This is a genomic window from Murinocardiopsis flavida, assembly GCF_003014485.1.
GTDB lineage: Bacteria > Actinomycetota > Actinomycetes > Streptosporangiales > Streptosporangiaceae > Murinocardiopsis > Murinocardiopsis flavida.
The window spans coordinates 412,294-423,733 of the sequence record NZ_PYGA01000003.1 but is presented as its reverse complement, the minus strand read 5'-3'; the positions used below and the strand labels follow the sequence as shown (position 1 = coordinate 423,733).

Below are 11,440 nucleotides of genomic sequence, written 5' to 3'. Positions count from 1 at the left end.
CCGCAGGCCGGCCCCGCGCTACGAGCCTGGTAAGACCGTGAAGCGGGCAGCCAGCCTCGAACAACACCGCCAGCAGCAACCATAAAACTCAAGCTAAGTGCGGGCGCGGATACCCCGCCCAGTCCGCAGCGCTCCGCGCCGCCCCAATGCCACTGACGTGCCGGAGGGCGATGGTGCTGACGCCTTGGGCGTAGGGGGTGGGCTGCCGCAGCGGCTGCGAAGCACCCGGCGGCACGAAGCACCGCGCTGAGGTGTTCCCGCCGGTCCAGTCCATCGCGGGCAGCGCCGCCGTGCCGGCAGTCCGGGGTCTCGACCGCACCACGGTGCTCGGCGCAGGGCGGCCCCCGGCACCACCGGCCCGCGGGCGCGGGTGCGGCTCGCCGAGACAGGCGTGGGCACCCCGACCGCGCCAGGGTGCTCCGGCCAGGACAGCCCCCGACACCACCCACCTGCGGGTGCGGGTGCGGGTGCGGGCCGCCGACACAGGCATGGGCACCCGACCAGGCCGTGGTGGGGGCGGCCTTCGGCATCACCGGCTCGTGGACATGGGTGTGGCCCGTCGGGGCGGGTGCCCCGACGGGTCGGGTGGACAAGAGGTGGGGGTCGGGCTCAGGCCGCCTGGGGTGGGGCCGGTCCGGTATCGGGCGGCGGATCACCGCCCGGCCCGCCCGGGACAGCACCCGGCGGCGGTTGAGCGGACCCCGGCGGCGGCGGGGGGCTCGGCGCAGCGGGCCCCGGCGGCGGTTGAGCGGGCCCTCGCGGGGGCGGTGGGGTTGCCGGGGACCCCGGCGGGGGCGGGGGGACCAGCGGGCCTCTCGGCATCGCCCCCGTGGCCGGGCGGCCACCCGACCGGCGTGCGGCGGCGGCCCGGGCGCGTTCCTTGGCCACGTTATGAGCCCGGCACAACGGCTGGAGATTCTCCAGATCGGTGGCACCGCCCTCCCACCACGCGGTGATGTGGTCCATCTCGCACCACGCCGCGGGGCGGTCGCAGCCGTGCTCCCACTGACACGTCTGGAACCGGGCCAGCACCGCCGCGCGCAGATGCGGCGGGCAGATCCGCTCGGCCCGGCCCACATCCAGCGCCACCCCGGTGACGGGGTCGGTGACCAGACGGCGCAGCCGGCAGTCCGAGGCCAGCGCGCGCACCGCCGAGACCGGCCACACCGTGCCGTAATCACTGACAGCGGGCGCAGAACCCGGCTCACTCTGGAGGGTGGACAGCGGCACGGTCAGGCGCAGCTGCGGGGCCGCGGTCCCGGGGGCGTGGGCGCCGTGGGACAGCACGAAGCGGGCCATGTCCAGCGCCGCGTCGAACATCCGCTGATCGGGGCGGCGCTCATCGCCTTCGCCCGGTGGGGCCATGAAGGCCTCCAGCGCGGCGCGCCACTGGTCCCCGGAGGCGGAATCGCCGCCCATCGCGAAGGAGAACCCGCCCTCGGCGGACTGGGCCAGGGACGCGGTGCGGCCCAGGTGGCGGTCGTACTCGCGGTCGTCGTGGCGGACGGGGTCGAGCACCGTGTGCAGCCGGGCCCCGAGGATGTCGAGATCGCGGCAGGTGGTGGCCGGGTCCAGGGCGGGGGGCAGGAGGTGGTCCTGGGCGGCGGCGGCGAAGGCGGCCGGGTCGGGGTAGGTGCTGCGGCAGCGCCGCGGCAGGCATTTGGCGACCCAGTGCAGGATGCGTGAGGCCTTGCCCGCGGGCAGGGCGGCCTCGGCCACGGCGGCCATGGTGGCCTCCAGGCCGGGGGCGGGGCGGGCCAGGGCGGCGTAGAAGCGGCCCTGGTCGCGGGGCAGCCCGGCCTTGCAGGCCGCGAAGTCGGCGAGGTTGCGGTGACCGGCGGCGCGGGTGCCGCCCGCGGTCTCGGCGACGGCGAGCAGGGCGGCGATCGCACTCTGGAGGCGGCCGGTGGCGCCCACCAGTGCAAGGGCGTCCTCGGCGGCCGCGGCTCCGGCGCCCGGCGGCAGGGTCGTGGCGGTGGGGGTGGTGAGCTGGGTGATGGCGGCCTCGAGCAGCTCCAGCGCGCGGGCCGCGGGGCCCGGCGCCGGGGATGCTTCGTGCTCGTCCATGTGTTCATTTTACCTGTCCGGGCCTGGGGTGGCGAGGTTTCGTTCGGCTGAATCCGGGCGGTTTTCGTGCGGATCGGTGGGCGGGGCGCCATGGCGGTGGGGCAGCGAAACGGGTGCGGATCGGGCCACCGCGACCGTTTCCGCATACCCCCAGGTCAGGCCCGCACCCACCGGCCCGTCTCGGGGCGGGTGATCACGACGCCCGCCCAGGACTGGGAGGGCGGAGGCCCGGGCCCCGGACCCGGCGGGACCGGGCGGCTCCCGGTGGTGTTCCCCCGGCCCGGACCGCCAGCGGGGCGGCCCTGCCGCCGGGCCGCATGCGGGTGGCCGGTGGTGAAAAAGCGGCACCAACGGCAAGGGGGCCCGGCCCCGGCGGCCATCCGCACGGTGTCAGCGCGCCGGTCAGCGCCGCGTCCACCCCCGGCGACCGGCCTCCGTGAAGTATTTTCCACTTCCAGGCGCCCGACGTGGAAACGACTTCACGGAGGCTGCTGGAAAGGCCGAACGCCCACACCGCGCGCTGACGACCGCCACCCCCGGCACCCGGCGCCTATCGGTGCTGCTCTTTCCCGCAGAACACCCCGAGGATGACCGCCGCCCCAGGCCCTTGCCGCCCTTGGTGCCGCTGTTCCCCACCACACACCCGCATGCGGCCCGGCGACAAGGCCGCCCCGCAGCCGGACCGACCCCACAAACCGGCCCGCTCCAGCCAAGCCCTGGACCCCACCCGCCGTTTGCGCTGCTCTTCCCTCACCGCGGCCCCCACCGCCGCACCCGACCCGGTCCGGCCGGGTGCGGCAGTGCCGCCCCCGGCCGGACCGCGCTGTACGCGCTCAAAGCCGGCGAGCGGACAGAGAATGGCATTCGCACCTTTTGGGCGGATTCGGGATATTTGTTCCGGAACAACGCCGTGACCTGCGCGAAGGTAAACCGGAGGGCCGTGCCTCACGTCAATCCTGCACGGTCGGCCGACCGTGAACCGCTCCCCGCTCACTGGTCAGGACGAAGAGACCCCTCAATGCGCAAACACGTCCGCACGTTCGCTCTCACCGCCGCTCTCGCAATGGCGGCCGCCCTCGGCACCGCCGTCCCCGCCGAGGCCGCGTCGCCTCTGCAACTGCGGCGGATCCAGTACGACAGCCCCGGCACCGACACCCGGTCCAACACATCGCTGAACAAGGAGTACGTGACCGTCAAGAACATCTCGAAGTCGACGGTCAACCTGAAGAACCACGTGCTGCACGACCGCGCGAGCAGCAAGGGGAAGAAGTGGACCTACGCCTACACGTTCGGCTCGATCTCCCTGAAAGCGGGGGCGTCGGTGAAGGTCCGCACGGGTAAGGGCCGCAACACGTCGGCCACCCGCTACTGGCAGCGCGGCTCCTACGTCTGGAACAACACCGGAGACACCGCGACCCTGCGCAACAGCAGGGGCACCAAGCTCGACTCCTGCACCTGGAAGAAGAAGTCGCCCGGCTACGTCAACTGCTGACCGCGGAGTGGTCGGCGCGGCCGGGGTCGGGATCGCCGTCCCCGGCCGCGCCGCGCCGGTCGCGCTGTACGCGCCTCACGTACGCGCTCCACGCGCTCCACGCGCTCCACCCACGCGCTTGCACTTACAGGCGCCCACGCGCTCCACGCACTGCACTTACCGGCGCTACACGCACTGCCCTACACGCGCTCGATGATGGTGACGTTCGCCTGTCCGCCGCCCTCGCACATGGTCTGGAGGCCGTAGCGCCCGCCCGTGCGGTGCAGTTCGTGTACGAGCTTGGTCATCAGCACGGCGCCGGTGGCGCCCAGGGGGTGGCCGAGCGCGATCGCGCCGCCGTTGGGGTTGGTGGTGTCGAGGTCGGCGCCCAGCTCGCGCGCCCACGCCAGCGGCACGGGGGCGAACGCCTCGTTGATCTCGGTGACGTCGATGTCGCCGATGCTCAGCCCGGCCTTCTTCAGCGCCGCCCTGGTGGCGGGGATGGGCGCGGTCAGCATGTACACGGGGTCGTCGCCGACCAGGCTGAGCTGCACGATCCGGGCGAGCGGGGTAAGCCCGTGCTCTTCGACGGCGCGCTCGGAGGCGATCAGCACGGCCCCGGCGCCAACGGAGATCTGGCTGGCGACGGCCGCGGTGATGGCCCAGCCCTCCCGCAGCGGTTTCAGCCCTGCCATCTTCTCCATGCTGGTGTCGGGGCGGGCGCCTTCGTCGCGTTCGACACCGGCGAGCGGGGCGGTCTCGGTGTCGAAGCGGCCTTCCGCCACCGCCTCGGCGGCCCGCCGGTGGCTCTCCAGGGCGTACCTCTCCAGGTCCTCCCGGGTGAAGCCCCACTTCTCGCACATGAGTTGCGCGCCGCGGAACTGGGAGATCTCCTGTGTGCCGTAGCGGTCGACCCAGCCCGAGCCGTAGATGTCGAGCCCGTTGTCGAGCGCGTACTGCACGCTCGCCCCCATGGGGACCATCCCCATGTTCTCCACTCCGGCCGCCATGACCAGGTCCTGGGTGCCGGACATGACCCCCTGCGCGGCGAAGTGCACGGCCTGCTGGGAGGAGCCGCATTGGCGGTCGATGGTCACACCGGCGGTGGTCTCGGGCAGGCCGGCCGACAGCCACGCGGTGCGGGCGAGGTCGAGCGACTGCGGCCCGACCTGGCTGACGCAGCCCATGATGACGTCCTCGACGGCAGCGGGGTCGACCCCGGTCCGCTGCACGCTCTCCTTCAGGACGTGCGCCCCGAGGTCGGCCGGGTGCACGGCGGCGAGTGCGCTCTTCCTGGTGCCGACGGGGGTGCGCACGGCCCCGACGATGTATGCCTCAGCCACGGTGTCCTCCTGAGAACTTCGTCTTTGGAACCGAACCATATTCGGTTCCGTGTCGGCGGCACGAGCGCGGGGGCGGTCTCCGGCGCGCGATCGGCCGCCGATCGCGCGCCGGGCTCCGGACCCCCGCGCGCGATCGGCGGTCGCGTTCCGGCGGAGCCCCTTTTACCACCGGTTGAGCGAAAAAGCAGCACCTCTTGGCCGTGGACGGGCGCCCGCCGGGCACCTCCCCCAGTAGATCCGTTGCCGGTCGATCCGATGAGAGAGCGGTCGGGCCAGGGCCGGCCGAACACACCGCACTAGGCAAGGACGCTCGCTGCGGCCGCGGTCGCGGGGTGGTCCCGAGGGGGAGTCATGAACTACGACCTCAACGAAGGCGCGCAGATGGGCTTGGGGATCGCCGGTGCGGTGATCGGCGGGATCATGGTGATCCTGGCGATCCTCGCCGTGATCCTGTTCATCGCCGCGCTGATCTCCATCCTGATGAACCACCAGGTGACCGGCGGCGGCAAGTTCCTGTGGATCCTCGGGGTCCTGTACATGCCCGTGTTCGGCGCGGTCGCCTGGTTCGTCGTCGGCAAGAAGGGCACCGTCAACCGCATCCTCGGCATCGACAAGCACCCCGAGGGCGAAGGCGAGGGCGAGGGTGTGCGCCGCGCCGCGCACGCCGAGCGTCCCGGCACCGCCCCGCACTTCGGCGGGGCCAGCCCCGGGCACGCCTGACGCCCGCTGCGTGGGCCCGCCCTCCCGGCAACGGGAGGGCGGGCCCATGTCGTACCGAACGAGATTCGGTTACCGTGGGGGCACCGGCGCCGCGCCCGTCCCGCGGTGCGAGCAGCCAGGGAGGCAGCCCATGCAGCGGGAACTCTTCGACACCGAGCACGACCTCTTCCGGGAATCGGTGGCCGAGTTCCTGAAGCGCGAGGTAGTCCCGTTCCACGAGCAGTGGGAGCGCGACGGCATCGTCGCGCGCGACGTGTGGACGAAGGCCGGCGAGGTCGGGCTGCTGGGCCTGGGCGTACCCGAGGAGTACGGGGGTTCGGGCGACGCCGACTTCCGGTTCAACGCCGTCGTCTCCGAGGAGATCTGCCGCGTCGGCGCCTCCGGGCTCGGGTTCTCCTTGCAAAACGACGTCAACGCGCCCTACCTCGTCGGGCTGGGCACCGAGGAGCAGCGGCACCGCTGGCTGCCCGGGTTCGCCAGCGGGGCGCTCATCACCGCCATCGCGATGACCGAGCCCGGCGCGGGGAGCGACCTCCAGGGGATCCGCACCACCGCTGTGCGCGACGGCGACTCGTACGTCCTGAACGGGCAGAAGACCTTCATCACCAACGGCATCAACGCGGACCTCGTGATCGTGGTGGCCCGCACCGACCCCGACGCGGACGGGGCGCGCGGCCTCTCGCTGATCGCGGTCGAGCGGGGCACCCCCGGCTTCGAGCGGGGCCGCAACCTCGCGAAGATCGGCCTGAAGGCCCAGGACACCGCCGAGCTGTTCTTCACGGATGCCCGGGTCCCGGCGGACAACCTGCTCGGCACCGAGAACCAGGGCTTCATCCACCTCATGCACAACCTGCCGCAGGAGCGCCTGTCCATCGCGGTGGCGGCGGTGGCCGGCGCCGAGCTGATGCTGGACCGCACCATCGAGTACTGCAAGAGCCGCAGCGCGTTCGGGCGGCCGATCGGCAAGTTCCAGAACACCCGGTTCGTCCTCGCCGAGCTGAGCACCGAGGTCGACATCGCCCGCACCTACGTCGACCGTGCGATCACCCTGCTCAACCGGGGTGATCTGACGGTCGAGGACGCCGCGCGGGCGAAGTGGTGGACCACCGAACTCTCGAACAAGGTCATGGACCGATGCCTGCAACTCCACGGCGGATACGGGTACATGATGGAGTACCCGGTGGCTAAGGCTTGGCAGGATTCCCGCGTCCAGTCGATCTACGGCGGCACCACGGAGATCATGAAGGAGATCGTGGGGCGCTCGCTCGGCCTGTAGCCTCCCCTCGACACGGGCACGGCGGAAGGGTCTCACGCAATGGGCAGCGGTTCGTTCGACGGCGCCATCGTTCTCGTCCTGCTGGTGATCCTGCTGGCGATCGGCGTCGCGAAGCTGCGCCGCCGGATGTACGTCCCCTGGGCCACCAGCGCCATCGTCATGGTGTTCATCTTCCTCACCCTGATGCTGTGGGCGTGGTCGACCCGCTGACCACGGCGACGGCCCCAGTGCGGGGCGAACTCGGTGCTGGGCGAAACCGGTGCGGGACGGAACCTGTGCCTGGCGGAGGCCGCGCGGGACCGGGGAGCCTAGTCCGCGGCGTACATCGGGATCTCGAACCAGACCGCCTTGCCATCGGGGGTGGGGCGTGATCCCCAGCGGCTGGCGAGCTGGTCGACGAGGTAGAGGCCGCGGCCGCCTTCGTCGTCGGCTCCGGCGCTGCGGATGCGCGGCAGGCGCAGGTCGTGGTCGAAGACCTCCACCCACACGGTCGACGCGCCCCGGCGCAGCCGGATCAGGAACTCGCGGGCCGGGGAGTCATCGGGCGCCGTCGCGGCCTCTTCGAGGAGGTCGGACCAGTCTTCGTCGAAGTCGTCGACCGCGCCGAGCCCGCCGGAGTCCTGTACCTCGCTGGAGTCGCGCACGCCTTCGGTGGTGAACTCGCGGGTGACCGGGTGCGGGGTGGCGTGGATGACGACGTTGGTGACGATCTCCGACACCAGCAGGCAGGCGAGCTCGGCCTGGGAGCGGTCCATCCCCCACGCGCTGAAGGTGTCGGACGCCAGGTGGCGCGCCTCGGAGACGGTCGGCGCCTCGGCGAGGAACCAGCCCTCCTCGATGGCGAGGGACTCGGGGTGGGTGCGCACGACGAGGAGCGCGGTGTCGTCCTCGATCTCGCCGGGCACCGCTGCGACCGCGGCCTCGGCGATGCGCTCGACGTCCTTGCCGGCCACTTCGCGCACCCGCTCGTGCAGGTGGTCGAGTGCCTTGCCGGTGTCGACCCGGCCGCCGGCGGGGCGGCGCTCGACCAGGCCGTCGGTGTAGAGCAGCAGGGTCGCCCCTGGCGGCAGTGTGCTCGTGCCCTGGTGGTACACGGCGTCGTCGTAGGGGAGGCCCTTTGATTTCACCCCGAGCAGCATGTCGTGGACGTCGAGTTCGAGGTCTTCGACCCGGCCGTCGCAGATGAGCACGGGGGGCTGGTGCCCGGCGTTGGCGTAGGTGAGTTCGCGCGACCAGGCGTCGTAGACCAGGTAGAGGCAGCTCACGCTGGGCACCCAGGTCCCGCCCGACGCGTCGGGCTGGCCGAGCCGGCGCACCCATTCGTCGAGTTCGCGCAGGATGTCGGCTGGTTCGCGGTCGGCCTGGGCGAAGGCCCGCAGCGCCGCACGGAGCTGGCCCATGACGGCGGCGGCGTGCGGCCCGCGCCCTTCGACGTCGCCGATGACGATGCCGACCCGGCCGGCCGAGAGCGGGATGACATCGTAGAAGTCGCCGCCGACCTGGGTCTGGATTCCGTGCCCCTGCGATTCGAGGGGTTTCGCCGGGATGTAGCGGTGCGCGATGGTCAAGCCGTCGAACAGCGGAAAGTCCCTCGGCAGCAGGCTGTTCTGGAAGGCGAGCGCGGTCGTGCGCTCCTCTTCGAACAGCCGGGCGTTGTCGATGGCGACGGCGACCCGCGAGGCGATGGCGCCGACGAGGTCGCGGTCGAAGCCGTCGTAGTGGGTCTTGCCGCGCGCGGTGAGGTTGGACATCGCCAGGGTCAGCACGCCGAGCAGTTCACCGCGGGCCCGCAGCGGCGCCGCGATGGCGGAGCTGACGCCCACCTGGGCCGATACGCGGGCGGAGTGCTCGTTGGGGGCGACGTCGGCTTCGTGGACGTAGTCGCCGACCACGACGGCCTCCAGCCGGCGCATGGCCTTGACGACGAAGTGGTGCTCGGGGTACTTGACCTCGTCGCCGATGTCGTACCAGGTGCGTTCGGGCGGCGACCAGCCTTCGGCGTGGACGGAGACGCGGCGGACGAGGCGGTCGTGGTCGAACAGGTCGATGAAGCAGTGGTCGGCGAACTGGGGCACCAGGATCTCGGCGACGAGTTTCAGGGTGGCGCCGAACTCCAGTGAGCTCGCGAGCCGCCCGCCGATGCGGTCGAGCAGGCCGTACTGCTCCTCGACCCGGCCGTTGCGCATGGCCTCGTAGGCGAACAGGACGATGCCCTCGATGGCGCCGGACGCGGCGGGGCGCAGCGGTACGGCCTGTGAGCGGAGGTGCACCCATGTGCCGTCGTTCCGGCGGACGACGGCGAAGGTGCCCTCCCAGGTCTCGCCCTTGAGGACCCTGCGGGCGACCTGGGTGGCCCGCTCGCGCTCCATTTCGTGGATGCCGAGTTCGAACATCGAGCTGCCGCGGTGGTCGCGGCCGTCGCCGAAGCCGAACAGTTCGCGCGCGAAGGAGTTCCAGTAGCGGAGGTTGCCTTGGGGGTCGATGACGATGATGGCGATCTGCGCGTGCTCCAGCACGTCGGTCCCAGTCAACGCGTTGCCTTCGGGGAAGGTCTCCTCCCACCGGGTCATGTCGCCGCCACCTCGCCGTCACGGACCGTGCTGGTACGGGTCCACAAACTCCGCGAGATCTCCGCGCGGAAGGCGTCCTCAAGCATCGCTGCGTTCGGCCCACGCCATGGGGCGAGCGTAGCAATACCGGGTCGTATCCGCAGAGCAATGGGGGATTCAGCCGGAACGCCCCATGTGGGTGCGCTTGGGGCCCTATTGGGGTTTGGCGACGAAGATATGGCTTGCGATCTGCCGTGCGAGGTCGGTCGGTTCAGCGTCAGCTCCATCAGCAGCGGTCACCTGCACACCGTCATCCGAGGCGACGATCAACACATCACGCCCTGGGCGTACCCCGGCCGCCTTGAGGATACGCATCGACTCGGGCTGATTCTGGACGTACTCGCTGATCCTGCGCACCGTCGCGCTGACGGGGTCGCGGCGGGCGACGTCGGTCATGAGCACGATGGTGTCGTCGGTGAACGGTTCGGCCTCGTATTCGGGCTTGCCGAGTTCGTCCAGCCCGGGGATGGGGTTGCCGTGCGCGCAGACGGAGGGGTAGTCGAGGATCTCGGCGATGCGCCGTTCGGCGCTCTCGGAGATGACGTGCTCCCAGCGGCACGCCTCGATGTGCACCTCTTCCCACGGCAGCCCGATGACGTCGGTCAGCAGGCGCTCGGCGAGGCGGTGCTTGCGCATGACGTCGGAGGCGAGGCGGCTGCCTTCCTCGGTCATGACCAGGTGGCGGTCGTTCTCGACCCGGAGCAGGCCATCGCGCTCCATCCGGGCGACCGTCTGGGAGACGGTCGGACCGCTCTGGTGGAGGCGTTCGGCGATCCGGGCGCGAAGCGGGACGATGCCCTCTTCCTCCAGCTCGAAGATCGTGCGAAGGTACATCTCAGTGGTGTCGATGAGCCCGTGTGCGGTCATGGCTCCCCTCCCCTCGTGTGCCGGTGACGTGCTGGCAACGGCAGAAGACTCAACATCGGCCAGTGCGCGCTGATTCCGCAGCACCGGTCGTGGGGCGGTGCTGCCGGCCCGTAGCGCTCTGGCGGCGGGAGCGGCCACCGAATGGCCTTCATCATAGCCTGACCCGGGCGACCGCTTCCCACCGGATGTGGTCCTGGTCACACCAGGCGCCCGACCTGCGTCCCGACCCGGTGCGCCGGAGGTTGCGCCCAGGGTTCCGACCAGGACTGCCGGCCAGGACTCCGGGGGCTCCGGCTAGGGCTCCAGCCGGTCGATCCGCCAGGTGCCGTCGGCGGGCGAGCCCGATTCGAGGACGTAGCGGAACCGGTCGTGCATCCGGTCGCGGCGGCCCTGCCAGAACTCCACCTCCGTCGGCCGCAGCCGGTAGCCGCCCCAGTAGGGCGGCCGGGGGACCTCCTCGACCCCGGCCCACCGGCGTTCGGCGCGCGCGTACCCCTCGTCGAGGGCGGCGCGGTCGGCGACGACGGACGACTGGTGCTCGCTGGCCCACGCGCCGATCTGGGAGCCGCGCGGCCGGGTCCGGAAGTAGGCGTCGCTCTCCTCGGCACTGAGACGTTCGACACTGCCGCCGATGATCACCTGGCGCCGGATCGGGTGCCACGGCAGTACGGCGCTGGCGGCGGGGTCGGCGTCGAGCGCGCGGCCTTTGCGTGAGCCGTAGTTCGTGAAGAACCGCAGGCCAAAGCGGTCATATCCTTTCAGGAGGACGGTGCGGGCCCGCACACCGGCGTCCGCTTCGACCGTCGCGAGGACCATCGCGTTCGGTTCGGCGAGCCCCGCGTTGTGCGCCCATGTGAACCAAATGTGAAACTGGTCCAACGGGTGCACACACAGACCGGTACGGCGCATCGGCGTACCTTCATAGGGTTCGCGCAGATCAGCGGGATCGAGCGGGTTCACAGTCGTGAATCCTCACACGACCCGCATGAGGCGCGCCACCCCGCGACGACCACGGCATAACACGATCACCTCGCGTACCACCGCGAAATCCCCAACCGGTTCACTGGATCCACCCTTTTCCACGAAC

9 protein-coding genes are annotated in these 11,440 nt (G+C 71.4%); 4 read left to right on the top strand and 5 right to left on the bottom strand.

The genetic code is table 11. The annotated features are described in order from the left end of the window. Positions 1-609: 609 nt before the first annotated feature. Positions 610-2,067, bottom strand: a complete 1,458-nt coding sequence (locus CLV63_RS07090; RefSeq protein WP_106582066.1) for an HNH endonuclease — start codon at positions 2,065-2,067, stop codon at positions 610-612. A gap of 1,018 nt (positions 2,068-3,085) precedes the next feature. Between CLV63_RS07090 and CLV63_RS07085 the strand changes: the two genes are divergently transcribed. Next, the gene (locus tag CLV63_RS07085; RefSeq protein WP_106582065.1) at positions 3,086-3,559 is read left to right on the top strand and encodes a lamin tail domain-containing protein; all 474 of its coding nucleotides are present in this window, start codon (positions 3,086-3,088) and stop codon (positions 3,557-3,559) included. Positions 3,560-3,738: 179 nt separating this feature from the next. Here CLV63_RS07085 and CLV63_RS07080 read toward each other — a convergent pair whose 3' ends face one another. Beyond that, entirely contained in the window at positions 3,739-4,881 is a 1,143-nt protein-coding gene (locus CLV63_RS07080; protein WP_106582064.1) for an acetyl-CoA C-acetyltransferase, read from the bottom strand. 351 nt (positions 4,882-5,232) lie between these two features. On the opposite strand from CLV63_RS07080, the gene CLV63_RS07075 reads away from it, so the two are divergent. The 3 genes from CLV63_RS07075 (at position 5,233) to CLV63_RS33465 (ending at position 7,087) form a co-directional block, all read left to right on the top strand. Then, on the top strand, positions 5,233-5,601 hold the full coding sequence (locus CLV63_RS07075; protein WP_106582063.1) for a PLD nuclease N-terminal domain-containing protein: 369 nt from the start codon (positions 5,233-5,235) through the stop codon (positions 5,599-5,601). Positions 5,602-5,731: 130 nt separating this feature from the next. Then, positions 5,732-6,877 carry an acyl-CoA dehydrogenase family protein gene (locus CLV63_RS07070; RefSeq protein ID WP_106582062.1) on the top strand — a complete coding sequence of 382 codons (1,146 nt, stop codon included), beginning with the start codon at positions 5,732-5,734 and terminating at the stop codon, positions 6,875-6,877. A 39-nt stretch (positions 6,878-6,916) separates the two neighbouring features. After that, positions 6,917-7,087, top strand: a complete 171-nt coding sequence (locus CLV63_RS33465; RefSeq protein WP_170134163.1) for a hypothetical protein — start codon at positions 6,917-6,919, stop codon at positions 7,085-7,087. A 98-nt stretch (positions 7,088-7,185) separates the two neighbouring features. Here the strand turns inward: CLV63_RS33465 and CLV63_RS07065 are convergent, their stop codons facing one another. The 3 genes from CLV63_RS07065 to pdxH all read right to left on the bottom strand — a co-directional run bounded on the left by CLV63_RS07065 (position 7,186) and on the right by pdxH (position 11,313). Then, positions 7,186-9,447, bottom strand: a complete 2,262-nt coding sequence (locus tag CLV63_RS07065; protein WP_106582061.1) for a SpoIIE family protein phosphatase — start codon at positions 9,445-9,447, stop codon at positions 7,186-7,188. A gap of 192 nt (positions 9,448-9,639) precedes the next feature. Then, positions 9,640-10,353 (bottom strand): metal-dependent transcriptional regulator, encoded by a 714-nt coding sequence (locus CLV63_RS07060; protein ID WP_106582060.1) that lies wholly within the window; start codon positions 10,351-10,353, stop codon positions 9,640-9,642. Positions 10,354-10,647: 294 nt separating this feature from the next. Further along, positions 10,648-11,313, bottom strand: coding sequence for a pyridoxamine 5'-phosphate oxidase (pdxH, locus tag CLV63_RS07055; RefSeq protein ID WP_106582059.1), 666 nt, complete (start codon positions 11,311-11,313; stop codon positions 10,648-10,650). Positions 11,314-11,440: the final 127 nt, after the last annotated feature.